General features: G+C 63.8%; 23 protein-coding genes. 7 read left to right on the forward strand and 16 right to left on the reverse strand.

Features of this window, described 5'->3' with window-relative positions:
• On the reverse strand, window positions 1-809 hold an 809-nt coding region (locus NAM01S_RS35180), incomplete at its 3' end, for a hypothetical protein (protein WP_157107832.1).
• Between the two features lie 835 nt (window positions 810-1,644).
• Window positions 1,645-2,241, reverse strand: coding sequence for a TIR domain-containing protein (locus NAM01S_RS21475; protein WP_253799079.1), 597 nt, complete (start codon window positions 2,239-2,241; stop codon window positions 1,645-1,647).
• A 47-nt stretch (window positions 2,242-2,288) separates the two neighbouring features.
• Here NAM01S_RS21475 and NAM01S_RS21480 point away from each other — a divergent pair, with 47 nt between their 5' ends.
• Window positions 2,289-3,218 (forward strand): DUF4231 domain-containing protein, encoded by a 930-nt coding sequence (locus NAM01S_RS21480; protein WP_157107833.1) that lies wholly within the window; start codon window positions 2,289-2,291, stop codon window positions 3,216-3,218.
• Between the two features lie 145 nt (window positions 3,219-3,363).
• Here NAM01S_RS21480 and NAM01S_RS35185 read toward each other — a convergent pair whose 3' ends face one another.
• From NAM01S_RS35185 to NAM01S_RS21490, 3 genes are all read right to left on the reverse strand, one after another.
• On the reverse strand, window positions 3,364-4,239 hold the full coding sequence (locus NAM01S_RS35185; protein ID WP_157107834.1) for a hypothetical protein: 876 nt from the start codon (window positions 4,237-4,239) through the stop codon (window positions 3,364-3,366).
• A gap of 259 nt (window positions 4,240-4,498) precedes the next feature.
• Window positions 4,499-4,996: a helix-turn-helix domain-containing protein gene (locus tag NAM01S_RS34215; protein WP_253799076.1), complete on the reverse strand. Its 498-nt coding sequence runs from the start codon at window positions 4,994-4,996 to the stop codon at window positions 4,499-4,501.
• 442 nt (window positions 4,997-5,438) lie between these two features.
• Entirely contained in the window at window positions 5,439-5,822 is a 384-nt protein-coding gene (locus tag NAM01S_RS21490) for a GFA family protein (RefSeq protein WP_067787974.1), read from the reverse strand.
• A 322-nt stretch (window positions 5,823-6,144) separates the two neighbouring features.
• Between NAM01S_RS21490 and NAM01S_RS21495 the strand changes: the two genes are divergently transcribed.
• The 3 genes from NAM01S_RS21495 to NAM01S_RS21505 are packed head-to-tail and all read left to right on the forward strand — an operon-like array spanning window position 6,145 to window position 9,238.
• The gene (locus tag NAM01S_RS21495; protein ID WP_067787976.1) at window positions 6,145-6,657 is read left to right on the forward strand and encodes a hypothetical protein; all 513 of its coding nucleotides are present in this window, start codon (window positions 6,145-6,147) and stop codon (window positions 6,655-6,657) included.
• On the forward strand, window positions 6,654-7,844 hold the full coding sequence (locus tag NAM01S_RS21500) for an MAB_1171c family putative transporter (RefSeq protein ID WP_067787978.1): 1,191 nt from the start codon (window positions 6,654-6,656) through the stop codon (window positions 7,842-7,844). The genes NAM01S_RS21495 and NAM01S_RS21500 overlap by 4 nt, the downstream gene beginning before the upstream one ends.
• A gap of 5 nt (window positions 7,845-7,849) precedes the next feature.
• Window positions 7,850-9,238 (forward strand): cytochrome P450, encoded by a 1,389-nt coding sequence (locus NAM01S_RS21505; RefSeq protein WP_067787980.1) that lies wholly within the window; start codon window positions 7,850-7,852, stop codon window positions 9,236-9,238.
• A 284-nt stretch (window positions 9,239-9,522) separates the two neighbouring features.
• Here the strand turns inward: NAM01S_RS21505 and NAM01S_RS21510 are convergent, their stop codons facing one another.
• The 6 genes from NAM01S_RS21510 to NAM01S_RS21535 form a co-directional block, all read right to left on the reverse strand.
• The gene (locus NAM01S_RS21510; RefSeq protein WP_067787982.1) at window positions 9,523-9,777 is read right to left on the reverse strand and encodes a hypothetical protein; all 255 of its coding nucleotides are present in this window, start codon (window positions 9,775-9,777) and stop codon (window positions 9,523-9,525) included.
• A gap of 125 nt (window positions 9,778-9,902) precedes the next feature.
• Window positions 9,903-10,649, reverse strand: coding sequence for an SDR family NAD(P)-dependent oxidoreductase (locus NAM01S_RS21515; RefSeq protein WP_067787984.1), 747 nt, complete (start codon window positions 10,647-10,649; stop codon window positions 9,903-9,905).
• Window positions 10,646-11,668, reverse strand: coding sequence for a phosphotransferase family protein (locus NAM01S_RS36695; protein ID WP_067787986.1), 1,023 nt, complete (start codon window positions 11,666-11,668; stop codon window positions 10,646-10,648). The genes NAM01S_RS21515 and NAM01S_RS36695 overlap by 4 nt, the downstream gene beginning before the upstream one ends.
• A complete protein-coding gene (locus NAM01S_RS21525) occupies window positions 11,665-12,873 on the reverse strand; it encodes an acyl-CoA dehydrogenase family protein (protein WP_067787988.1) in 1,209 nt (402 codons plus the stop codon). Before NAM01S_RS21525 ends, NAM01S_RS36695 begins: the two co-directional genes overlap by 4 nt.
• Before the next feature lie 108 nt (window positions 12,874-12,981).
• Entirely contained in the window at window positions 12,982-13,875 is an 894-nt protein-coding gene (locus tag NAM01S_RS21530; RefSeq protein WP_067787989.1) for a TetR-type transcription factor C-terminal domain-containing protein, read from the reverse strand.
• A 313-nt stretch (window positions 13,876-14,188) separates the two neighbouring features.
• Window positions 14,189-15,424, reverse strand: coding sequence for a PucR family transcriptional regulator (locus tag NAM01S_RS21535; protein ID WP_067787991.1), 1,236 nt, complete (start codon window positions 15,422-15,424; stop codon window positions 14,189-14,191).
• 282 nt (window positions 15,425-15,706) lie between these two features.
• Here NAM01S_RS21535 and NAM01S_RS21540 point away from each other — a divergent pair, with 282 nt between their 5' ends.
• Window positions 15,707-16,168 carry a hypothetical protein gene (locus NAM01S_RS21540; RefSeq protein ID WP_157107835.1) on the forward strand — a complete coding sequence of 154 codons (462 nt, stop codon included), beginning with the start codon at window positions 15,707-15,709 and terminating at the stop codon, window positions 16,166-16,168.
• Between the two features lie 32 nt (window positions 16,169-16,200).
• On the opposite strand, the gene NAM01S_RS21545 is transcribed toward NAM01S_RS21540, so the two are convergent.
• Window positions 16,201-16,755 (reverse strand): TetR/AcrR family transcriptional regulator, encoded by a 555-nt coding sequence (locus tag NAM01S_RS21545; protein ID WP_169810878.1) that lies wholly within the window; start codon window positions 16,753-16,755, stop codon window positions 16,201-16,203.
• 370 nt (window positions 16,756-17,125) lie between these two features.
• Here NAM01S_RS21545 and NAM01S_RS21550 point away from each other — a divergent pair, with 370 nt between their 5' ends.
• Complete coding sequence (locus NAM01S_RS21550; RefSeq protein WP_067787995.1) at window positions 17,126-18,565, forward strand: APC family permease; 1,440 nt, start codon at window positions 17,126-17,128, stop codon at window positions 18,563-18,565.
• A gap of 82 nt (window positions 18,566-18,647) precedes the next feature.
• Window positions 18,648-19,556 (forward strand): NAD(P)-dependent oxidoreductase, encoded by a 909-nt coding sequence (locus tag NAM01S_RS21555; protein WP_169810879.1) that lies wholly within the window; start codon window positions 18,648-18,650, stop codon window positions 19,554-19,556.
• Window positions 19,557-19,607: 51 nt separating this feature from the next.
• Here NAM01S_RS21555 and NAM01S_RS21560 read toward each other — a convergent pair whose 3' ends face one another.
• From NAM01S_RS21560 to NAM01S_RS21575, 4 genes are read right to left on the reverse strand one after another with little or no spacing between them, the layout of a single operon-like run.
• On the reverse strand, window positions 19,608-21,188 hold the full coding sequence (locus NAM01S_RS21560) for an AMP-binding protein (RefSeq protein ID WP_067787999.1): 1,581 nt from the start codon (window positions 21,186-21,188) through the stop codon (window positions 19,608-19,610).
• Window positions 21,181-22,635, reverse strand: coding sequence for a flavin-containing monooxygenase (locus NAM01S_RS21565; RefSeq protein WP_067788001.1), 1,455 nt, complete (start codon window positions 22,633-22,635; stop codon window positions 21,181-21,183). The genes NAM01S_RS21560 and NAM01S_RS21565 overlap by 8 nt, the downstream gene beginning before the upstream one ends.
• A 48-nt stretch (window positions 22,636-22,683) precedes the next feature.
• Complete coding sequence (locus NAM01S_RS21570; RefSeq protein ID WP_067788003.1) at window positions 22,684-23,448, reverse strand: gamma-glutamyl-gamma-aminobutyrate hydrolase family protein; 765 nt, start codon at window positions 23,446-23,448, stop codon at window positions 22,684-22,686.
• Window positions 23,445-24,551, reverse strand: a complete 1,107-nt coding sequence (locus NAM01S_RS21575) for a Zn-dependent alcohol dehydrogenase (RefSeq protein WP_157107837.1) — start codon at window positions 24,549-24,551, stop codon at window positions 23,445-23,447. Before NAM01S_RS21575 ends, NAM01S_RS21570 begins: the two co-directional genes overlap by 4 nt.
• Between the last annotated feature and the right edge of the window lie 62 nt (window positions 24,552-24,613).

The raw sequence follows: 24,613 nt of genomic DNA on the forward strand, positions 1-24,613 counted from the left end.
ACTTCGCGAAAGTCTTCTGGCACAGAGTAACCAGCGTCTCGCAGCGTGTGAATACTCGTGCCAAGTTCACCTCGCGTCAGCTTCTTCACCAGCTTTGGCGGCAACGCGGGCGGTAAACTCAGCCGGATCAACTCCTTTACTGCCACCTCAGCGGCGCTACCAGCATCAATTACCGCGCGTCGAAACTGGCCAGCGGAGTGCAATGAGCGCGCATCCCTGACGAGCAGCCATGGAAGCGAGGGGGATTCCGCCGATGCCGCCAGATCGAAGCAGCGGCGCAGAAGTGCAGCGGAAGCAGGCTGGATCTCCCGTCTGACGAATTTCTGCGGCTTAAGCGGAATTTGCACCACCTCTACATCTGCGGAGTCTGGAGTCACCCTCCAGATCGGCCTAGGAATCTTCGACCAAGTTTCCGGCTGATGCCCAACTACTGTCATCTGCTGCCCGGTAGCCAATTCCAGCCATGTTGAGGCGGTGGTCCACCAACTTCCCATCGCAGACCTGAATTGTGCACCGATAACCTGCAGTTGGCTCTCTTCGCAATTGACCTCAGCTGTGAGAGCGAATTTGCGAACGATAATCGTCCGGTCGGTATCTGGTGGAAGCACGAGCGCAGAGCCCCAGTCGAAGTAGTGATCCAGCATGAGACCCAGGGGCCGCTGAAGATTGCGGTCCATGTCTGGATCGGAAGGGAAGTGGGCTTCTGCTGAGTGGCCTGCTATCAACGTCTTGAAGACTGCACCCAGCGCATCCTCTGTGACGGTCATCAGCCGATCCAGATCACACAGCCACTCAAACCGTATCGTCACGTAGCCCTCCCAGTACGTTGCACCTTCTGAACGGGTTAGTTAACCCCGAGACTCGAAACGCCAGCCACCAGGTGTCGCCGACGACGACACAACTGACAACAACGCCGACGACAGCTGATCCCCATCGCGCCGCCGCTTCACGCTGCTTGCGAGTCGAAACACTCTCATCGGTGGCTCGACCCATGCCTGACAGTGCGGGACCAGATGGGGACCACACGTCATTCACGTCCACGAACATCACCCGCATGGTCTAACCGCCGCCCATTATGCAAAACGCTTGTGGCGTGCGCAGATTCGACGTCATCCCTCCTGGGGTCAAGTAGTCGCAGGTTCAAATCCTGTCAGCCCGACCAGAGCGGCCTTACTCGAACCAGTAACCGGTTGAACGCCGGTTGCCGGGGGTAAGTCCGCTTCGGTGAGTCGTGAGAGAGCCTCCGCTAAGCGGGGGCTCTCTTCGCGTTGGGCGTGTGGCGTAGGCCGGTGGTGGTGATATGCTCTGCTGGCTTCGCGGCAAAAGAAATAGTCGAGTATGCAAAGCCGTTCGCTCGAAGAGATGCCTGAATGTTCAGTCATATAAACTTATATCTTGAGCTCGATAAATAGTAAATCACGTCGCGCCATGCGTGCCTAATAAGGTCGACAACGGTATTGTTGTTGCGATTCGACCTGTGAGCAATGGTCTTGCAATTGAACAGTGACAGGCGAGGTCGTTTTCGGATCCGGGCTCATGGTTCGTTAGCCGTGGCGGCGACCCAATGGCATCGGGTGCAACAGTTCGGGATGTATACTAATCAGATGATCGCCCAATTGGCTGACCGCCTTCCGACATACGGTGTCAGCAGGTAGCGTTCCGCTGGCGGCGATCACGACTGTTGTCGATCAAGGCGTCGCGAGTTGTTCGCCCCACGTATGCATCGCTAATCCAGTCGCGGATGGTCTGTTTACTGCTGGGGTAAACGTAGTACCGGGCATATCCAAGATTGCGACCATAGGCATCGCGCTCGACGTTGTCGCTGACCCTGCCTGGAAGCCTGCTATTGCCGGCTACGCTTGGAAGTTCGATGGCGAGTAGTCCGTTCACTTTGCTGTGCTTGCTACCACGCAACGACGAAAAGACCTCCCAATCGACGTACTTTCTCGCCCAAGTGCACTTGCCTATTAGCACGATCGTGACGGTCGAGTTGCCAAGGTAATCTTGGCGGATCCGGCTCATGATGTAGTCGGTGTCTTCGCTGTCGATGAAGTCGTCCTCGTCGGTGACACCAATGGTTTTGGCGATGAACTCGGTGCCGAAGTCATCGAGGAAGGTGCTGACCTCGTCGACGTCTTCGCCGTGGTACGAGATGAAACACTTGTGGCGGGTGGAATCGACTTTGCGTGCAGCCGCTCTGTCGGCGATGAACTGCAGCTGCCTCTGCTCGTAGTGGCCCACGAGGGCTCCCTTCTGATCAACGGGGACAACACGGCCGAGGTTAGACCGTGGGACTGACAGCTCTGAGGCATGATGGCAAGGTGTCTGCTCCCCCCTCGGTGGTTCCCGACTCGGCTATGCCCCAGCTGTTTCAGGCGGCGGATGTCGCCTCACTCGACGGCCAACGCTCCTACGTGGGAGGGATCCGCCAGCGTCTCGTGCTACTCGTGATCGCGGCCGCCACCGGCGTCGTTACCTGGCGCGTCGGAAGCGGGCGTGTCGATCTCCTCGGGCTCGTCGGCGTGGGCGCATTCATTGGGGCAATCGTCGTTGAGGCATCGCTGTGGCGTCGACGGCCGGATAAGACGTGGTACGACGGTCGTGCAATCGCGGAGTCAGCGAAGACGTTGGCCTGGAAGTTCGCAGTAGGAGGTGCTCCTTTTGCGATTAATATGCCTGATCCTGAGGCAACGACGGCTCTCATCGATAAGTTTCATAAACTCAAGCAGCAATTTCCTGATGTGGAACTTTCGCCAGTGCAGGCACCTCAGGTATCTGAGTGGATGAAGACTCAAAGAACAGGGTCATTCGAAGAGCGAAAGAAGGTTTACCTTGAGGGTAGAATTCGGGATCAGCAGGCGTGGTACGCAGCGAAGTCTGCATACAATAAACGCCAATCTAAGCGGTGGCGTGCCGGTCTGATTGCGCTTGAGTCTGGCGGCGCTCTAGCCTCACTGGCGACTGCAGTTATTAACACATCGGTAATGCTCGGTCCTGCAATAGCCATGATATCCGGTGCAGCCCTGGCCTGGATTGAGACCAAACAGCATGACTCGCTTGCCCGCGCCTACTCTGCGGCGAGTTTTGACCTCTCAAACGCAGAGACGAAGTTGATGTTAGTGGATACGGAGGTCTCGTGGAGCCGTGAAGTCGATGATGCCGAGGAGGCGATTAGCCGCGAGCATGTCGTGTGGCTGGCGACAAGGCACCGACTCTAGTCGCTGAGCAAATCGGCAGATGGAGCCGACTCGGCCCTCTAGCAGATACAGAGCGCGACAAGAAAGTTGATAATCGCCTCGACCGTCATGAACGCTGGCATTACCGAGTAGCCGACAATCTGAGCTTGAAGTGCAGCACAACGCTTTAAGATAATTGACTTTCGCTCTCGGCCAAAGCTTTCGCTTCGAGCACAGCGCTGGCAAAATTGGAGTCGGCTTCGGCTGAATTTAAGAGAGCTGTAACTTGCCCATCTTTAAACTCGGCCACGCCGCAGGAAATAAACGTCTTCCTAAATGCGCGTATCCCTCCGATCTCCGACAGATCCCTTTCGAACTTCAACCGACTCTTGCGATTTGACAGCTCTTCCTCAAGTAGATCTTCGAGTCGGTGCCAATATTTCAAGTTTAGCTTCATGCGCACTCCGGGTTTGAGTCCGATCCCCACGCAATATGTTCTTGGCTGCAAGTAGAAATAATCAACTGCATAATATTCACATCGACCGGTGAACTCAATTCTCTTCAGTGCGGCTAGCAGCGACTCCGCTGCGTCCAGTCCGTATAGACCAATAGGCTCATCGGGAAGGGACATCGTGAACGCATATCCATACTGGTCATCAGTAAGCGGAGTTGATACGCCCAGGCGGTAGCGTAGTAATCGCTGGAGATGGCGGATATCGGCGTAAATATGATGCCGATAATGAGCATAATTGAATTGTGGCAAAACTCCCTTTTTCCTTAGCAAGATTAGTGATGATTGCTCACGGCCGATGCCATGGCAATAGCCGAGTTCGTAACTAACATTACTGGAATCGCCTGTCGTGTCGATGACCACTTGGTCTGCTTCGCGGAGCATTCTGAGGACCTCGTCAACCACAGCGCCAGACGACGGCAGTTCGTCGCCCCGCAACACCTTGTATCCGGCTTCGCGGAGGATGTTGCTTATGGCCTGGTAAGTCGGATCGTTCCATGCTTCCTTAGCGAACCTCATTGCAACGAAGGCAAGGCGTTCTGGATCTGGCATTTGGTTCCTCAAGCGATTACTGGTTGACGTGAGGTTCGCCCGGTCTATTGTCCCTTGGGCTCGGCGTTCGCTTGTAATTGACACAAGACCTGTGACCACAAGTTCAGACGTGGTACCGGCTAGTCGAGAAGGCTCCATCTCGGCATACGTTGTAACAACGCTCGTTGTTCCTGCGTAGCTCGACACCTCCCAGGCACTTGTGACTGTCCTTACGCGGGCTGGATACTGGCTTCGACGTCGAAGTATTCCAGTGCCGACGTCAGCTTGGTGCCACTTTCCTGTATCGGTTTGCGGCCGGTCGAATCACTACCCCACGCTCAATGAGCGCTCCCCGCACACTGCTCTTGGCCTTGCCGAGTTGTGCGCCAATCGCTTGCGGCGAGAGACCTTCGCCGTAGAGCTTGGCTGCCAGCTTCGCCTGTTCGTCGGTCATCGGTTGCTTCCGCAGCTCCACCCCGGCACCACGCAGTAACTTCAAGATGCCGCCTTTGGATAATTTGTACTGCTCGCACAACTTCGGCGTCGACGTTCCACTGCGGTAAGCCTCAGTCAACTCAGCAATCATGGCAGCTGACAGCCGCTGATCCAGCCGACGAACCTGTATCATTTTGCTTGTTTTGGCTGGTCGACGGGGTGCGGTCGACGCCAGTCGTTCAATGACCTTGCTAAGACTGTCGTCCTGTTTCGAGTACCGTCCCAGTAGGTCGACACCGGCGAAAGCCCCTCTGACCAGCGTCGGAGGGGCTTTTCTCATCATCCAACCACCCGCAGAGCGGGACCAGAACGGGACCGCAGGTGCTTGGAGAGCACGTTTCCGTCCTCGACTAGCGCTTGGATGTCCGGATGTAGGTAGCGCTGGGTGATGCGCGGATCGGTGTGCCCGGCGATCTTCTGAAGCCGATGCACCGGTACCCCGGCATCCGCGAATCACGTGAGTCCGGTACGCCGCAGCCCATTGCGGCGCAGGTGTTCGAACCCGAGCTTGGCCACCACGTCGCCCCAATGTGTGGCACGTCGGAGGACTCTGGTCGAGATCCGGCCGCCGCGCGGACCCACAAGCAGCCGAGCGTCGGGCCTTGCGTTCGCGGCGTTGATCCGGCGCGCCACGGTTCGCCACCAGCCTCTGCTCAACGGCACCACGGTCATGTGATCCGCCATCGCCGCGCCGGGGAAATGCGGTCGGCACGGCGATCGTCCGGTCAGGAGCCAGCGTCGACGGATTCGATGACCGGCAGCCACAGCACGGCGTTGTCCTTGCAGGACTGGTGCACTGGGGTGAGTGCGCTGTGGTCGTCGAGGGCCATCATCGTGATGCCCATGGCGGTGCCGCCGTAGTCGATCGCGGCGACGAGCGAGCCGCAGGTGGGGCAGAAACCGCGTGCGGTGGTCGGGTAGGTGTTGTACCAGGCCGGTTCCCCGCCCTCGCCGGTCCATTCGAACGTGTCGAGCGGGAAGTCGACCCACGCGGTGAGCGGGCCGCCGGCCAGCTTCTGGCAGTGCGGACACGAGCACAGATGCGGCCAGCCGGCCTCCGCGTCGGCGCGAAACCGAATCCGCCCGCACAAACAGCCACCCTCATACATCAGACGCTCCCCTCTCGATCCAATTTGGTTGTGGCCACGATGAAGGCCCAGATGTGTGTGGTCCGGGCGTCGGCTCCGGCCAGCGTAGAGCAGCGAGGCCAGCCAGGCGGGGACTTGCGTGGTATGCCGCGGTGGGCGGGTCAGAGGCACGCCGCAGCAACTGTTTCGCGCGATCTCGAATGACGTTGTCCACCGGGACACGAACGCTCGACTATGCTCGGTCGAGTTCATCTCAGATAGGAAGTCAGGGGGGATCGCAGCAGTGATGACCGAACGAGTTCTCTTGTCGCACTAGCTGGTTGAGATTTTCGAAGATGTCGAAATGTTGAGGAGCGGAGATCGTTTCGACGCACTGTTTCATGCGGTGCCGTTGCCCTCACCATGGAGTCTCGAGCAGTACTTGGCGTCAATCTCGACGCATCGAGCGCGCCCCATCACGTTGTGTCCCGTCGATACGACAGGCATGGGGAAAGCCGGGTGCGGCACGGGCAGCGGTCTGTGGATCGCGCGTCGTGATGACGATGTCATCGTCTATGACCGCGATACCTCGGGCTGGCACGCGCAGCACATCGTGCTACACGAAATCGGACACATGCTTCTCGAACACGATCGGCAGGACACGCTTCCCACGGGGGTGGATATCCCCGTGGTTGGCGCGCTGTTGCCCTCGGTTTCGCTGGAGGCCATCCAGTACGTGCTGGGTCGAGATGCCTACGACGATGTTCGTGAGCGGGACGCGGAAGCATTTGCCGATCTGGCGATGGTCCGCGCACAGATGCCCGGCTCGCCGTCGGCATCGTTGCGGGGGACGTTCTTTCGGGGGCGGCGCCGATGATCTCTCCGATACCTGCGTGGATCGCGCTGCCGATCATTGTCGTCGTCGCATCGATCACGCTCGGTCGATGGATTGTGTTCGGCGAGAACGTAGTCGACCGATTGGTCAACCGTTCGCTTGCGTGGGCGGTAGTGGGGTTGCTTTTGCATCAGCGTGGAGTGGCACCCGGTGTCGCGAGTTGGCTGCATCAGCTCTCGCTCGGCTGCATCCTCTTCATTCTCGCTGGAATCTATGGGATCGCCGCATTGTGGGGTGGTGCGGATCCAGACACCGCTCGACTTCGGCAGCGTCGCTACGACGCGGCTACGGCAGGTGTATTCGTCGCTGTGCTGGCTGCGGGTACACCGGCCCGCGGCCGGGGGTTGTTGATCGATCAGTCGCTCGGCTGGCCGTCGATCGTGTTCTGGGGTTTCTTCGGTGTCCCACTCGCGGTGTGCGCGGTGCTCATCTTGTCGCTGAGTCTGCGCGAATTCCGCGGAGACGATCTCCGTGTCCAGGAACGGCTGGTCTACTACGCGATCTTCGCTGCAGCCGGAGGACTGCTCATCGACGCGGTCGCCGGGCCCTCGGTTGCGGCATTTCACACCTTCACCGGCATCCCCTCTTCCGACCCTCAGATGGTTCGAAAGGCGGCCACCTTCTTCGCGGCGACGCTGACTGCCGCGCTCATCACGGCGGTACCGCTCGCGTCTGCGGTGCTGTCTCGGCTGGGCTGGCTCGGTGACGGCCGCGACTGCCGCCGACTGCTTCCGTTGTGGCGCGACCTCACCGACCTCCTCCCCGGCGTTGTGCTCTACTCAGCTGCCGAACTCGCGCAACTGGCCCCGCAGGTTCGGCTGCACCGGATGAACGTAGAGATCCGCGACGCGTTGCTGCAACTGCGCCCCTATATGCACGACCTCACCGATACGACGCCGTTCCCCGGTGACAGTGGTCGTGATACAGGTCCGAGCGCGCACGCGCTACGCGTCGCCAGCGCGTTCTACGCCAAAACCACAGGCGCCCAACTTGAACTGACATCGAGGCAAGTGCAGATCGCGTCTGGCGCTCCGGGAGGTGACCCGGACACCGAACTGCGAAGCCTGCTCGAGCTGGCCCGTGACTGGCCCGCAGCCAAAGCGCGCGTGCACCAGCGGCACACAGTAGTGTCGCTGCCGGACCGACCGAACAAGGAGCAAGCCCGTTGACCCACGTGTCGAACCGCCCGGTCCAGCAGTTTCCGCACCCACGGTTCCGGCTACCGCTCCTCGGAGACGTCCTCACGATCAACCCTGCCAAACCAACCCAGGCGTCGATGGCCGACGCTCGCCGGTACGGGCCGATCTTCGAACGCCTCATCGTCAAGTACCCCATCGTCGTCGTCAGCGGCCCGGAACTGATCAGCGAGATCAATGACGAAAAGCACTGGACCAAAAACGTCGGCGTCTTGTTCAAGCTGATGCGCCCCATCGCCCGTGACGGCCTGTTCACCGCCTACAACCATGAGCCGAACTGGTCGAAGGCACACAACATTCTGAGCTCCGCATTCACCCAGGAGGCGATGCGGCGCTACCACCAGGCCATGACCGACACCGTCTTCGACCTCCTCGACTACTGGTCGGCGCGGCAAGACCAATGGGTCGACATCGCCGACTCCACCAACAGATTCAACCTCGAAGTGATCGGCCGCGCCGGATTCAGCTACTCGTTCGACTCGTTCACCCGCCGCGAGGAGCATCCCTTCGTCGCCGCGATGACCAGAGGTCTGCGCCACATCAACCGCAACGCCAACCTCCCCCCGGCACTGCACAACTTCCCCCGCCGCCGCGCCGAACAACACCGACGTGACATCGCCTACGCACACCAACTCGTCGACGACGTCATCGCCGCCCGCCGCCGCGAAGACCCCGACAGCACACGCGACCTACTCGGGCTGATGCTCAATCACGCCGACCCCGCCACCGGCGAGAAACTCGACGAGATCAACATCCGCCACCAAATCCTCACCTTCCTCGTCGCCGGCCACGAAACCTCCGCAGGCGCACTGGCGTTCGCGCTCTATTTCCTCGCCAATCACCCTGACGTCGCGGCCAAAGCCCGTGCGGAGGTCGATGAACGCTGGCCTGGCCCCGGGCGAGCCGACATCGAATACCCCGACGTGAGCAAACTGCGCTACCTGCGCCGCGTTCTCGACGAGACACTGCGACTATGGCCGATCGCCCCCGGATACTTCCGAGAAGCCCGACACGACACCACCATCGGCGACGGTCGATACACCTTCCAAAAGGGTGACTGGGTTTTCGTGCTGACCCTCCAAGCACATCGCGACCCGGTCTGGGGACCCGACCACGACGAATTCGACCCCGATCGGTTCCTCCCCGAAAACCTGCGGAAGCTCGGCACTTATGTGTACAAACCGTTCGGGACCGGTGAACGCGCTTGCATCGGAAGGCAATTCGCTTACCAAGAAATCCTTCTCTCCCTTGCCCACATCATCCACACCTTCACCCTCGAACCCGAACCGGGCTACCGCCTCGACGTCCGCGAACAGATCACCCTCAAGCCCAACGGATTCCGCCTGAAACTGCATCAGAGGATCTAAGCGGTCCTACCCCGGCCAAACAGCGTCTATACGACGCGTCGCCAAATCTCCGACTCGGCGGTACGCACCATGCCGACCCTGAACAATTCGCCAGCGAGGTAATCGACCCTTTTACCGTGGCAGATGTCGGGCCGCTTCGGCGTCGAACTGCACTACAGCTCGACCCACCCGCCGTCCGGCCCGCAACCCAGGGGGTTGCCGAGGAGCGGCAAACGCTAAGACCTTCCCTACGGTTGTGGGTGTCGGGATCACGCCGAACCCCGTCGACATGAAGTTTCTATGCCCTAGACGAGCGCCTCTGAAAGCTGTTGCGGGGCTGTCCAGTTCGGCAGCGCCGACGCCTGAGGGTCGTCTATCTCGTCCTCGCGGCGCGGGTAAAGCCGTTGCCATCCCGGGACGTCGACGCGGTTGCGATCGATGACGTCGTCCCGCACCGCCTGATCGCGCACGCGACCCAGTGCGGCAAGGGTGTTCTCGATCGTCGACTGCCCGCATCCGTCGGCGATCCACCTGTCGACGGCCCGGTCCGCGACGAGCACCTCTGAAAGCTGTTGCAGGGCTGTTCAGTTCGGTGATCCCCGCTCGGCATCGACAAGCAGCCGTCGCCGAGCTCGCGGTCCGACGCGCTTCCTCGAAACCGAGCGGGTAATCGTTCCTGGTCGCGCTATGCGCTGTATCCGGAGGTACCGGCGCGGGACATGACGATGTTCGACACGACCGCGCGTGAGGACAGGCGAAGTAGGGAATCCACCATCTCGACGACGTCGCTCACGGCGAGCATCTGTTCCGGTGCGATGCGGTCGTGGATCCACGCGCTCATGTCGGTGTCCACGTAGCCGGGAGCGATTGTGGTGGCGGTGATCCCGTTGCCGGATTCTTCGGCGTTGAGTGTCGCGAACAGCGATATCAGGGCCGCCTTGGCCGCACCGTAGGCCGCGAGACCGGCCTCGGCGTAGACGCCGGTGATCGAGGACAACGCGATCACCTTCGCGCCGCGTTCAGGCGCGAGATCCGCTCCAGCGCGCAGCAGCGGGAGTGCTTGCTGGATCAGCTGCACGGGGGCGCGGAGGTTGACCGCGAAGGTTTTGTCGAACCGGTGTAGCGAGGCGTCTGCCAACGGTCCCGCGGTGCCGACTCCCGCGTTGAGGATCAGCGCCGAGAGAGTGCCGAACCGCTGAGCGTGTGCATCGAGCAGAGTTTGCACCCCGTCGGCGTCGGCCATGTCCGCGGCCACGGTGAGGACGTCGGCGGCGCCCGCTGCGGAGAGTTCGTGGGCGACGACCGCGAGCCGGTCGGGATCGCGGGCGGAGATGGTCAGCCCGTACCCCTTTCGGGCGAGACTCGACGCGATTCCGAGTCCGATTCCCCGGGACGCGCCGGTGATCAGTGCGGTTGGTGTGGTGTCGGTCAATTCCGTACTCCGTTCAGTGCGCGTAGGCCCGCCGCCATGAATTCCGGTGTCGCCTCGGCCGCACGCGCGGCAGCTCGACCGGAATCGGAGCCGTGCAGGGCTCGGTGCGTGATGCCCTCGGCGATGACGCCCAGTTTGAAGTTGGCCAGCGCCAAGTAGAACGGCCAATTGGCCAGGTCGCGCCCGGAGAGCTCGGCATAGGAATGCGCCAAGTCCTCGGCATCGGGTAGGCGGTCGCTGGTCCATGCGGCCTGGGAACCCAACACCAGGTCGAACGCCGGAGACCGGTAGACGCACATCAGCGCGACATCGGTGAGGGGATCGCCCAGGGTCGACAACTCCCAGTCGACGACAGCCCGCACCCGCCCGGGATCGGCCGGGTCGACGATCGTGTTGTCGATGCGGAAGTCGCCGTGGACGATCGTGGCCGCCGATTCCGGCGGTATGGATCGGGTCAGCGCTGCGCGCAGCGCATCGACATCGGCGAGCTCTCGTGTTTTGACTCGGTCCCACTGTGCGGCCCAGAGATTCACCTGGCGCGTGACGAAACCGTTGGGGCGACCGAATTCGGTCAGACCGATCGACTTGTGGTCCACCGCATGCAGGTCGGCCAGGACGCGCACCAGCTTCCCCACCGCGGATGCCAGCTGATCGTCGGTGAACGCCGCGAGATCGTCTTGGTCGCGAATCACGGCACCGTCGACGAATTCGACCACGGTCATCGGGACGCCGAGGGTGACGCCGTGTTCGTCGAAGGCGATCGTCTCGGCGACCGGGACCGGGGAATCCCGCAAGGCACGCGTGACGGTGAACTCGCGCGCCATGTCGTGGGCAGAGGGTGTCAGGCCCGCCACCGGGGGCCTGCGGACAACCCATTTCGACTCGTCGTCGAAGGCGAGGTAGGTCAGGTTCGAGCGCCCTCCGCCGATCGGCTCGACATTGAGCTCACCGCGTACCTCGACGCCGTGATCTTTCAGAAACCGCTGTAGGGCAGGGATGTTCATGTCGGTCCCGGTCATTCGCCACTCCGCTGCGCGCGCTTGGCGGCGCTGATGACACGTTTGGCGATCGCCCACCGGTGAACTTCGGAGGGGCCGTCGTAGATGCGGAACGGGCGCACTTCGCGTGAGAGCCGAGCCAAGGGCAGGTCTTCCGACACTCCGAGGCCGCCGCACATCTGCACGCTGCGGTCGACGATCCGGAAGATCGCCTCGGCCGCGAAGGCTTTCGCGATCGAGGTCGAGTTCGCCGCGGCCGCACCGGAATCGAGTTCCCAGCACGCCTGCAGCATCAGTGCCCTGGTGGCGGCGATGTCGATCTCGTTGTCGGCGATCATCTTCTGGATCATGCCCAGGTCACCCAGGCGGGAGCCGAAACCGTGCCGTTCGGCCACATGAGCCACGGCGACGTCGTGGCCGCGGCGCGCGGCCCCCAGCCAGCGCATCACATGCGTCATCCGCGCAGGGCCCAGCCGTACCTGAGCGTGTTCGAACCCGTGGTCCACCGTTCCCAGGACTGCCGAGTCGGGGACGAACACATCGTCGAAGACGAGTTCGCAATGTCCGCCGATCATCGACTTGTCCAATGTGTCGATGTGGCGCACGAGCCGAATACCTGGGGCGTCGCCTGATGCCAGGAACATCGTCGCGCCACCACGCTGTCCCGGCTCGCCGGCAGTGCGGGCCATGATGATGAACAGGTCCGCACCGTCCGCGCCGGTGATGAACCACTTCCGTCCGCTGATGCGCCAACCGCCATCGCATCGGACCGCGCGCGTCGTCAGGGCCGAGGGATCCGAGCCTGCGCCTGGCGACGGCTCGGTCATGGCGAAGGCCGAGCGAATCTCACCGCGGGCGAGCGGTTCGAGGAACTCGGACTTCTGCTGCGGGTTGGCGACCTCGGCGAGCAGGTGCACATTGCCCTCGTCGGGTGCGGCGATGTTCAGCGCGAGGGGGCCGAACAGCGAATAGCCCGCGGCCTCGAAGATCGGCGCACGCTCGGTCATGCCGAGACCGTGCCCGCCGTACTCGACCGGCGCATGCGGCGCGAAGGCTCCGGCATCGCGGGCCGCCTGCTGCAGTTTCACCCGCAGCTGATCGCCTCCCGCCGCCGTGATGTCGCCGCGGTGGGCGTCCTCGATGGGCAGCACCTCGGATGCGATGAAGTCACGGGTGAGCTCGGTCAGCGCACGGACCTCAGCCCGCTGGGACAAATCGATCGCCACAGACACTCCTCGTCGTTCTTGCCGAACGTTCACTCGGCCTAGACCGGAGGTACCGTGACATAAACGTCAACTAGCTGTCAATATTGGAAAGACAGCAGCGCCATTTGTTCAGATATTCTGAACACGAGAACCCAGCAGACCGAGCGCGAAGCGCGCATAGTCTGCGGCGATGCGTTCCGGACTCGAGTGCCCGTTGTCGCGATACCACTGCGACAACGACGTGCACATCGTCGAGATCGCCCGTCCTGCATGACGGCTGTCCGTGGCGAAGAGACCTCGGTCGACCCCCTCGGCGATCTCGGCATCCAGCAGATGCTGCAGGTCGTTTCGAAGCGCACTGATCCTGCGCCGGTTCGCCGGTTCGAAACTGCGCATTTCGCTGGCACCGATCAGAGCCAGCTTTCGCCGGTGCATATGGAACAACGCCAGCGCCTCGACCATCAGCGCGACCCGTTCCACCGGATCCGCACCTTCGTCGCGAGCCGCGGGCACCCGGACGAACAGCTCGTCCATCGTCATATCCAGACAGGCCACCAGCAGGTGCTGCTTGCTGCGGTAATGGTGGTACACACCCGGCACGCTCATGCGCGCCCGCGTCGCGATCGACCGCATCGTCGAGCCGTGGTAGCCCTTGTCGACGAAGTCGTCGATCGCGGCCCGCAGCACCGGGTCGAGCTTCACAGGACCGAACACTCGCCAGGACTGGTCGGCCCGCGCGGCAGACGGGCGCGACACGACGACCTGCGGCTCGACACTCCCCTCGAAGTCCGGATCACCGAGTCGGTCAAGCAACTCTCGAGCGTCGACATCGAGAGCTGCGGCTATCGCATGGAGCCGACCGATGTCGACACGGGTTTTGCCGTTCTCGATCGCACTGACGGTGGCGGGACTGACTTCGATCCGGGATGCGAGTTCGCGCAGGGACACCCCTTGGCCAGACCTCGCAGACCGGATGGCCCGACCGACCTCACGCGCCGACGGAAGATTCACCTCGCTATCCATTCGTTCAGATTATCTGAACATGAAAGACCATAAGACATCCTCCACTGTTCTGCAGTGACCTGCATATCGCGCTGATGCCCCTGTGTTCCAAGGCGCACATTGTCCGATCGTCCGATCGGTAATCCCAGCGGATCATCCGATGGCGTTGCTGACACTGGGCTTGGCTCTTCGGGCTCCGTCAGCGCATCGCCGCCGGTACTGGCGACCCTTTCAGCAACGAACTCGGAGAGCAGCCGGAGCGGTGCGGCCTGAAATGACACCTACGCCGCTTTCGCCGCCGACCCGATCACCGGAGGACCGCACTCTCCTGGGCTCAGGCAGGCGCGGTCCTTACGATATCCGGCGCAATATCCACCACCAGAAGTGCTGCGGCGACATGCGTTGGGTTGTCTTCCACCTTGACCACCGAGAGTTGGTTGGCGCGCGAGACCCGGCGCTCGATGGTGTTCCGGTGGGCGTAGAGCTTGGCCGCCGCCCGAGTGGTGTTGAAGCCGCACTGCACGTAGGTCAGGAGGGCCTGCCGCAATACTTCGTCCGCTTCGGACAGCGGTCCGAGAGTCTTGGTGACGAACCGTTGGGCGCAGGCGCGGTCCTTCGTGAGGCCGTCGATGAGCTCGACGTCCGCGTACGCCGTGAAGCGTCGAGTCGACCCGAGTCGAATGACCATGGCCTGGGCGGCGAGGGCGTCCTGGTGGCTGGACCTGAACCCGTCGAGTCCGTGTCCCGGCCGTCCGACGGCCGCTCGCACGTCCTCGGCCTTCGCCACGATCTTCTCGACCTGGCGCAGGTCCGGTGTCGCGGAATCGGAGAGCCAGACCCACCGCGAAGTAGCGCTGGCACGAGCTACCAGGGCGCTGCGCCCCGCCGAAGCCGAACGCACGGCCGCGACCACCTCGTCCACTGCTCCGGCCTGCTGCGGATCGTCGGTCCACAAGACGAGACCCACGTGTGCGCGCGACATCCGGTACCTCAGGCGCCCCTCCGCGAGGTCCTCGGTGATCGGAGCCCCACCGGCGATCAGTTGGATCAAGGCAATGGCCTCGGCGTCCGCATTACCCATCGCAGCCGCAAGGCTTGCCTCGCGCAACGCCGAGACCGAGTCGACGGCGTACTGCACCATCGACTTCGCCGACACGTCGAGGACCTCGACAAGGAGGTCGGAGTTTTCACACCGCGCCGCGCATTCTTCGAGCCATCGGCGCCAGCCGATACCGAGGGCCACCCGCCACCCCCCGACGAAATCAGGCGCGATGCCGCGGGAGACGAGGTCGTGAATGTACGCCGTTGTCCTCGGGCCGATGTAGGGCTCCACCCTTCGACCCGGTTGCTGGACGTTCGAGGTGAGCCACTGGACAAGCTCGGAGCGGTTGAGGTGGCGGTCCTCCTCGACCAGCGAGGCATCCGAGAGCAGGGCAGGATCGCTCTGCGCCGTGAGGGAGGGTCCTGCGATCGCCTCGCTCAAGGCGTCGGTGTCGGTCAACAACTGCTGGCACAGCGACCGGATCGCGTCGGCGACCTCGGGCGTAGGCCGGGGCCACAGCTCCTCCATGTTCTCAGTCTGCCCTGCCGCTTAGCTTCACCGAACCCGACCGCGAGGGGTGCACGGTGCACCCCCACGGACAAAAGGAGGTGCGCGCTGTCGTTGTGTCCCGAAACCGCGGTTCGAGACAGTTGACAGACCAACGACGTGCCCAACGAAGGAGTTGGCGGTGAAGGACCTTTTCGACGGACACGGCTTGGCCCAGGCGCCGTACATCGGGTCGCTGATCGGCAGTCGGCGCCGCGCCCGTCGCGCAGTGCCACTCAGGTGCACTGAGAAAGGCGCGGTGCGGTGAACGAGCGAGCGACTTCGACACCGCGCGAGGAGCTTGCGGCAGCGGCTGTGGCGCAAGTGAAGTACTACAAGCAGCGCTGCGGGATCACCGCGTTCCTTCGTTCCGGCAGTGGTCCGATCTTCGTCCCGGCGGGGCTCGTCGGCGCGATCGTGGCACCGGCCGCGCTGGCCGCCGGCCTGGTGCGGCGGCTGCCGTTCGTGGTACCGGCGATCATCAACCGGCAAGTTGGCCGGCGAACGACCTGGACGCTGCTCACCGCGCCCGTTCCCAGCCACCTGCGCCGCAGTGCGCGCACCACAGAGTTACTACACCGGTGGGGAGCCGGCATCGTCGGCGAGGGTGAGGAGATCCTGTTGCCCTCCCCAGGCGATCCGGCACACCGCTGGCACGGGTCCGCCCCCACCGACCGCTACCGCCCCTCACCGGTGTCGATCATCGTGGCCCTGCGCAAGCGGTGAGCCGGCGTGCCCGCGGAGCCCTCGGACAGAGACTATTCCTGGATACCGCTGCACATCGCCGGGATTCCGGCACAAATGACGTCGACATAGGCTTGGACGCGCGCCGGATCTCGGTGTGAGGCCCATTGCACGACGAGCGCGTCAGTCGCGCCGATCAGCACCGATGCGAGCGCCTCGACGGCTTCCGGGCGCGCGGACAGGCCTGCTGCGCGCTGAAGAACATCGGCTACCGCTCGCAGGTAGACGTTGTACGACTCGGCCGCCAGGGTCGGCCGATTGCGGACCATCCACAGGTAGAGATCGAGCTGAGCCAGCGCGTAGTCGGGATGCTCCACGACCCAGTGCCCCGAATGTCGAACGAGGTCTGTGGCGGTCGCCTCCAGATCGCCCAACTCGATGAGAGCGAACGGTTTGGTGGCCTCGGCGGCGAGATTCTCGAAGACCGCCCGGAAGAGACCGTCCTTGTCGCGGAAGCAGTAATGCAGCGATGCCAGTGGCGCGTCGGCCGCTTCGGTGATCCGGCGGGTCGTCGCGTTCGCGACTCCGTGCTCGGCGATGACACGAACCGCCGCTTCGAGGATCTGCACAGAACGATCCGCTGTCGGCACGTGGGCCAACTGGTCCACCCCTCTCGCTCATCGGCGCACTTGGCACGTTGCCAATTTTGACTAAATCAAGTGTACAGGGCCTATTTCGCCGTCGATCACGCACGACCCCGGGAGGTCCGCCGCCCGCCGCGACAGGCGACCGCGCCCCGCGACGCCGCCGATCGAATCAGGCAATCGAATCAATCGATTTAGTCGAAGTACTTGATCAAGCGCTTAGGCACCCCTATGGTTCACATGTGCCTCAGGTCACATTCCTGACAGCCCGATGTGCCATCCGACGAAGACGATGAACGCCGTCCAGGGGCTGGGTCTGGGGTCTGCTCGAATCCAATGAACGAACGGAAGTGCCATGACCATCGATGACCCCAACGCCCCACCGGTTCAGCAGGATTCGGAGGGAGCCCAGCGTCTGCGGGGCAACCTCGGGATCGTCCAGCTCGTCTTCACTGTCTTGGCGTTCAACGGCCCGCTCGGGGTTGTGGCCGCGTTCGCGCCGGTGGTCATCGGCTATGGAAACGGCATCGGAGCGCCCGTCGCCTACATCGCCGCGGCGGCTGTCGTGGGCTTGTTCGCCGTCGGTTTCATCAAGATGTCGCGCCACATCACCAATCCGGGCGGCTTCTACTCGTTCGTGACGGCCGGACTCGGCAAGGAGATCGGCCTCGGCGCGTCCTTCCTCGCTGTCACCTGCTACTACATCCTCCTCTTGGCCGTATACGCCGTAGCTGGCCTCTACCTCGAGATCGTCATCGGCGGCCTCCCCTGGTGGGTCTGGGCGCTGGTCCTGCAGGCAGTCGTCGGCGCATTCGGTTATTTCAACCTGGACTTCTCCGCCAAGGCGCTCAGCGTCTGTTTGTGTCTGGAGGTCGTGTTCGTCGCGGTATACGACGTATTCGTCGTGGCGAAGGGCGGCGCGACGGGCATCAGTACCGACTCGTTCCTGCCGGAGAACGTCTTCGCGGGCAACGTGGGCATCGCCCTGCTGTTCGGGATGCTGTGCATGGCCGGCTTCGAGGTGACCGTCGTCTTTCGCGACGAGGTCCGCGACCCCGATCGGACCATCCCGCGCGCGACCTACGCGTTCATCGCGCTGATCGGCGTCGTGTACGCCGTGTCGACCTGGGCCATCATCCTGGCGATCGGCCCGGCGGATGCCGCCGCTCAGACGGCCGCCGATCCGACTGGATCGTTCCTCAACACCCTGAACGCGTACGTGGGCGTCTTTGCCTCCGATCTCGTTGTGCCACTTCTCACTACGGCCGGATTCGCCGCGCTTCTCGCCACACACAACATCCTTGCCCGGTACGCGTTCAACCTCGGGGTGGATGAAGTGCTGCCGCGACGAATCGGATTCGCCCACCCACGCCACGGGTCTCCACACCGGGCCTCGGCCATCATCTCGGCCCTCGCTCTGGTCGGTTTCCTGGCGTTCGTCGTGTTGGGCGCCGAGCCGAAGCTGCTCTACGCGCAGCTTTCCGGCGCGTTCGGCTACGGCCTGATCACCCTGATGCTGATCACATCCGCCTCCGTCATGGTGTTCATGGCTCGCCACCGGCCCGACGACACGACTGCCTGGCACCGGCAGGTCGCGCCTGCCCTTGCGCTCGTCTGCCTCGCGATCGTCCTCTGGCTCGCGACAACCAACATCTCCGTGCTGATCACGGCGGGGACCGGAGTGGTAGTCGGCATGCTGGCGCTGCTCTATGGATCTGTTCTTCTCGGCGCCGCCTACGCCCGGAAGCTGCGTAGTACTCGCCCGGAGACCTACGCCAAGATCGGGCGGCAGTAGCCGCGCCCACCGCGGGCACCTGCGCTCAGCAGGTGCCTGCCACCTCCTTCGGAAGACGAAAAGATATATAGGAGAAGGAATCTTGGAACAGCAACCGAAGTTCGACGTCGCGCTCCTTGGCTGCGGAAACATGGGAGCGGCCCTCGGGCGCGCGCTGCTCGCGGCGGGGTACAGCGTTACTGCCTGGAACAGGTCCCCCGAGAAGTCACGAGCCCTCGAGCCGTTCGGGGCCCGGTCAGCACACACCGCGGATCAGGCGGTGGGGTCGGCGCGAGCAACCATCACCTGTCTGCGCACCTACGACGACGTCGAGAAGGTCCTCGGAACGGTCGACATGCCGGACGGGCACACGCTGATCAACGTGACCACCGGCTCCCCGCGCGACGCCGACCGGCTGCGACGGTGGGCCGAGACCCAGCGAGTGCAGTATCTCGACGGGGCCATTCTGGCCTTTCCCGAGCAGATCGGAACCCGGACCTGTCAGCTTCTCGTGGCCGGTTCGCCGGAGATCTGGGAGGCCAACCGGGAACTCATCCGCGCCATGGGCGGCGCATCGCGACACGTCTCCGGCGACGCGAAGGGAGCGAACGTCCTCGACCTCGCCGGGGTCGGCGCGTTCTACGGCGTGAGCATCCTCGGCTTCATCGAAGCCGCCCGGTACGTGACGGCCTGTGGCGTTCCTGTCGACGAGCTGCTCCTTGTGGCTCGACAGCTGGACGGAATTCTGCACACCGCCCAACAGCAGTGCGTCGAAAGCCTGACCACCGGCGACTTCTCGACCGACCAGGCCACCATCGACGTCTACCACTCGGGTTCCGTGACGTTCCGGGAAACGCTGACCGACCGCCTCGGCTCGGCACCCATGGTCGAGGCAGCGGCAGAACTGCTGGGCCGCGGAGTCGACGCAGGCTTGAGCGAACAGTCCCTCTACGCGTTGTTCAAGCTGTATGACACCCGCGATGTGAACGAGGATGTCGCACAAGCTGGATGACAATGTCGTCGGCCCCGAAGCTCTCGGTCGTGAGCTTCGGGGCCGATGAGATCACGGCGTGGACGGTGGAGATCCGAGGCCATGCTCTTCCGCCGCTCGGGCTCGCAGCAGATACTTCTGGGTCTTGCCCGTCGACGTCTTGGGAAGCGGACCGAACAGAACCCTGCGGGGAGCCTTGTAGCGCGCCAATCGCTGCTTGACGTGTTCTACGAGCTCGTCCTCCGTCGCGTCGGCGCCGGGCACCAGATGCACGAACGCGACAGGGATCTCGCCCCAGCGGGGGTCCGCGGTTCCGACGACGGCCGCCTCGAGCACGAAAGGGTGCTCCGCGAGCACATGCTCGACCTCCACGCTGGCGATGTTCTCTCCCCCGCTGATGATGATGTCCTTGCTCCGATCGCGAAGCTCGATGTATCCGTCGTGATGGCGCACCGCGAGATCACCGGTGCGGAACCAACCGTCCGGAATCGCTTCGCCGGTGGCGATTTCGTCGTCGAGGTATCCGAGCATGACATTGTTGCCACGGAGCGCTATCTCACCGACCGTCGTGCCGTCGGCGGGCACATCGTGTCCGGCACCGTCGACCACCCGCGGCGGCAGAGACACGACGTTGCCGACGCCTTGGCGCGCCTTGAGCCGGATCACGGTCTCGTCGTCGTGATCCCGCCACTCGGGCACCGCCTCACAGATGAGTGCGGGCCCGAAACTTTCGGTCAGCCCATACAGGTGCGTGACATCGAACCCGAGACGCTCCATCCGGCGCAGCACCGCGGGTGCGGGGGGCGCACCCCCGGTGCCCACCGAAACGGCGCGGGACAACGTCGTGGCAGCGTCGAAGTAGGCGATCGTGTCGAGCACGGCGGGGGCGCCGTTGAGGCTGGTGATCCCCTCCAGCTGGAGCAATCTCCAGATCTCCGCGGGATCGACCTTGGGCAGGCAGACGTGCGTGCCGCCGGCCGCGGTGACAGCCCAGGTGAAACACCAGCCGTTGCAATGGAACATGGGCAATGTCCACAGATGGACGGAGTCGGGCCCCAGCCCGAAGTGACTTGCCATGGCCAGCGACTGCAGATAGGCGCCGCGATGGTGGTACATGACCCCCTTCGGCGCTCCCGTGGTGCCGGAGGTGTAATTGATTGCCAGCAGCGATCGTTCGTCGGTGATCTCTGTCCGGAACGGTGCGGAGCTCGCGATCAGATCCTCGTAGCCGGAGTCGACATGTCCTGAACCGATGACCACCGGGGGCTTCTCCATGCCCGCGCACACCTCGTCGACGAGGGACGCGTACCGGGCGTCGCAGATGATCACGCCGCTGCCGGAATGCTCCAGAATGTAGGACAGCTCCCGGATGCCGAGTCGGGTATTGAGAGCAACCAGGGGAACCCCCGCCCAGGGCACACCGTAGTGGGCTTCGAGCAGTTCATGGGTGTTGGGCGCCATGATCGCCACGGGCCTGCCCGCGGCGATCTCTCGTAGTCCGCCCGCGAGCCGGCCGCACCGCTCGCGGAATTCAGTGTAAGTCCAGCGCGATTCGCCGTCGACGACCGCGATTCGTGATCCGTGCGCGGCGGCGGCTCGGTCGAGGAACGCCGTGGGTGTCATCGCCGCCCAGGCGTGCGTCGCCTCAGACATAGCGGAGCACGCCGTCGTCGACCGACTCCAGCAGTCGGACGGTCTCGTCATAGTTCTGCGGGTTGAGCCACGGCTCGCGATCCCCCTGCGCGGGCATCCGACGGGCGGCTCTCCGCATGTACCCCGACGTCACACCCGCGCTGTAGGGAAGCCGCGGCATGTCGTCGTCGCCAGGCGCCAGCGTTGGCGTGACTCGCGCCGCGCCGATCTCGTCCATGTGCCGGAGCACCCGGCACAGGAAGTCGTCGACCACTTCGATCCGCAACGTCCACGACGAGTTCACGAACCCGAAGGCGTAGGTCATGTTCGGCACGCCGGAGAATGCCAAACCCTTGTAGGTCCAGCAGCGCCCGAAGTCGACGATCTCCCCGTCGACGTCGAAGGTCGCCTCGCCGCCCAGGACGAGGTTCAGCCCCGTCGCCTTCACGACGATGTCGGCGTCGACATGAGTCCCGTCCCGCATCGCTATGCCCGCCGGGGTGAGACGCTCGATGTGGCCGGTCACCACGTCCGCCGATCCGTCCCGGATGGCCTCGAAGAGATCGCCGCCCGGCACCACGCAGACGCGCTGATCCCAGGGCTCGTAGTTCGGCGTGAAGTGGGCTTCGCGGACCTCGACACCGACGACCTCGTCGATGGCATCGAAGATCGTCTTCTTGAATTCCTCCGGGTACTGCCGCGCTTGGCGGTAGGTCTCCTGCTGGGCATACAGATTGCGCAGGCGGATCTGACGAAACGCGTCTTCGGGGCCGACCTCCTCGCGCAACCGCTCGGCTTCGGGATCGACCACCGGCGCGATGTAGACGTAGGTGGGCGACCGCTGGACCATGGTCACCTTCGCCGTCTCGCCCGCCAGGCTGGGAATCAGCGTCACGGCGGTGGCTCCCGACCCGATCACCGCGACGTTCTTGTTCCGGTAGTCGAGGTCGTCCGGCCATTCCTGCGGGTGGACCACGCGCCCCTCGAACGACTCCTCGCCGGGGAGCTCGGGGTTGAAGCCCCCGCGGTAGCTGTAATAGCCGGTGGCGAGGTGGAGGAACCGGCAGCGCAGCTGCGTCTCGCCGTCCTTGTCGTGCAGTGTGAGTGTCCAGATGTTGTCGGCGCTGCTCCACGACGCGGCGATCAGGCGCGTGCCGAACCGGATCTTCTCGGTGATCCCGAATTCTGCTGCGGTCTCCCGCAGGTAGTTCTTGATCGCCTCGCCGGACGCGATCGCCTCCGGTGCGGTCCAGGGCTTGAAGCCGTAACCCAACGTGAACATGTCGCTGTCGGAGCGAATGCCCGGGTATCTGAACAGATCCCAGGTGCCGCCCACGGATTCGCGCATCTCCAGCACCACGAAGCTTTTGTCGGGGCAGTTCCGCTGTAGATCCGCGGCTGCGGCGATGCCGGAAATACCAGCGCCGACGATGACGACGTCGACCTCGGCCAAGCCGTTCAATTCCATCTCCTATTCCGTTGAGCTCGCCGACGACTCGGCGCTGCTGAGTGACTGCTACCGCGCCGCGACGGTGTCGCTTGCCGCGGTGACCCGCGCTTGCTCGACAAGCCAGGGGAAGCACGGCTCGAGCTCGACGCTGGCCTCGGGATGCCACTGGAGGCCGAGCACCGGCTGACCGGGCAGCTCGATGGCCTCGACCACGCCGTCGGGCGCCCGGCCCGAAACCACAAGCCCTTCGCCGGGGCGATCGACCGCTTGGTGGTGCCAGGAATTCACTCGGCACCGTGATCCATACAGCTCCGCGGCGAGAGTGCCCGCGTCCAAGTCGACCTGGTGCTCGCGATCCGGACGCCGGTCCGGGACGCCGGCGAGGGAATAGTGCCGGATTCCCCGGTCGCTCAGATGCGGTATCAGCGTGCCGCCGAGCGCGACGTTGAGAACCTGGTGGCCACGGCAGATGCCGAGCACCGGAATCCCCCGCGCTACCGCGTGATGTACCAGGGTGATCTCGTAGTCGTCACGGCGCCGGTCGATGGTCAGCATCTGTCCACCGGTCGGGCTGGGTTCGGGAGGTGGCCCACCCCAGAGTTCGGGGTCGACGTCCTGGCCGCCGGTCACCACGAGCGCGTCGACGCGTGCGATGATCTCCGGTCCGGCAGCCTCGTAGGGAAGCTCGACGGGAATACCCCCGGCCTCGGCGACCTTCATACTGACCTCGGCCCAGAACATGTCGGCTTGGCATGCCGCCCAACGGCTGTCGACGTCTCTGAGGGATTCGGCGGAGATCCGCCTGCCGGTGATGGCGATGACAGGTTTCACGATTCACTCCTGATGCTCGCGACCACCCGTGTGCCGCCGCCGCTCTTCATGAGCTCGAATCCTTCGTTGATTCGGTCCAAGCTCACGGTCGTGGACAGCATGTCGTCGAGGTTCAGGCGGCCCTGCTCGTAGTACCGGACGTATCCGGGGATGTCGGTCGGGAACTGGTTGGAGCCCATCAGCGCTCCCTGGAGCCGCTTCTCGAGCAGGAACAGCTCCGAGGCGCGGATCGATATCGGCTGGCTGTCCGGCACCAGGCCGACCACGGTGGCGGTACCGCCCGGACCCAGCATCGCGAATGCCTGCTCCACGGTGGCGGCGAGCCCGACGGCCTCGAACGAGTAGTCGACGCCGCCCTCGGTCAGCTCACGTACCGCCGCCACGGTGTCGACCTGCCCGGCATGCACGGTCGCCGTCGCTCCGAACTTCACGGCGTCGATCAACCTGGCCTCGACCGCGTCGATGGCGATGATCTCGCGGGCGCCGGCGAGGCGAGCGCCCTGGATCGCCGCGATGCCGATTCCGCCGCAGCCGAGCACAGCGACCGTCGAGCCGGGCCGCACCCGGGCACTGCGGAACACCGAGCTCAACCCCGTCACGACCGCGCATCCGAGAACCGAAGCGGCGGCGAGTGGCATGTTGTCCGGGATGCGCACCGCTGAGTGTTCGTGCACCACCATCGCCTCGGCGAACGCGCCGAGCCGCGCTGTCGGGTGGACGGACTGTCCTCGTGCGTTGACCAGAACGGGCTGGGTCCGGCTCCCCAGTGACCCACGACGGGGACACAGGGTCATCCGGCCGGACAGGCAGAACCGGCATTCCCCGCAATAGATGCTCAAGCAGGTCACGACGTGATCGCCGGGTCGGAGCGTACGGACCCGATCCCCCACGCGTCGAACCACGCCGGAGGCCTCATGGCCGAGCAGGGTCGGGCACGTGGCCGGCCACGCGCCCTCGATTTCGTGGAGGTCCGAACGGCACAATCCCGAGTAGTGCACGTCGATGAGCACCTCGTCCGGGCCTGGATCGTCCAGGACGAGCTCCTCCAACTCGAGCTTTCCTGGCGCCGTATTGAGCACGGCGGCGGTGATGGTGAGTGGCAATGTAGCTTCCTCGGTCTGGCCTTTGGCGCGGCCGAGGCTCGATGGCGTCGGCCGCACTGCGG

The sequence above is a fragment of the Nocardia amikacinitolerans NBRC 108937 genome, from assembly GCF_001612615.1.
In the GTDB taxonomy this organism is placed as follows: domain Bacteria; phylum Actinomycetota; class Actinomycetes; order Mycobacteriales; family Mycobacteriaceae; genus Nocardia; species Nocardia amikacinitolerans.

Excerpts from the sequence above, each read along its gene's own strand:
- NAM01S_RS35185 (WP_157107834.1), bottom strand. The coding sequence starts at position 4,239 with ATGCCAGATCCAGAACGCCTTGCCTTCGTTGCAATGAGGTTCGCTAAG.
- NAM01S_RS34215 (WP_253799076.1), bottom strand. The coding sequence starts at position 4,996 with ATGATGAGAAAAGCCCCTCCGACGCTGGTCAGAGGGGCTTTCGCCGGT.
- NAM01S_RS21490 (WP_067787974.1), bottom strand. The coding sequence starts at position 5,822 with ATGTATGAGGGTGGCTGTTTGTGCGGGCGGATTCGGTTTCGCGCCGAC.
- NAM01S_RS21495 (WP_067787976.1), top strand. The coding sequence starts at position 6,145 with ATGTTGAGGAGCGGAGATCGTTTCGACGCACTGTTTCATGCGGTGCCG.
- NAM01S_RS21500 (WP_067787978.1), top strand. The coding sequence starts at position 6,654 with ATGATCTCTCCGATACCTGCGTGGATCGCGCTGCCGATCATTGTCGTC.
- NAM01S_RS36695 (WP_067787986.1), bottom strand. The coding sequence starts at position 11,668 with ATGACCGGGACCGACATGAACATCCCTGCCCTACAGCGGTTTCTGAAA.
- NAM01S_RS21530 (WP_067787989.1), bottom strand. The coding sequence starts at position 13,875 with ATGGATAGCGAGGTGAATCTTCCGTCGGCGCGTGAGGTCGGTCGGGCC.
- NAM01S_RS21535 (WP_067787991.1), bottom strand. The coding sequence starts at position 15,424 with ATGGAGGAGCTGTGGCCCCGGCCTACGCCCGAGGTCGCCGACGCGATC.
- NAM01S_RS21550 (WP_067787995.1), top strand. The coding sequence starts at position 17,126 with ATGACCATCGATGACCCCAACGCCCCACCGGTTCAGCAGGATTCGGAG.
- NAM01S_RS21560 (WP_067787999.1), bottom strand. The coding sequence starts at position 21,188 with ATGTCTGAGGCGACGCACGCCTGGGCGGCGATGACACCCACGGCGTTC.
- NAM01S_RS21565 (WP_067788001.1), bottom strand. The coding sequence starts at position 22,635 with ATGGAATTGAACGGCTTGGCCGAGGTCGACGTCGTCATCGTCGGCGCT.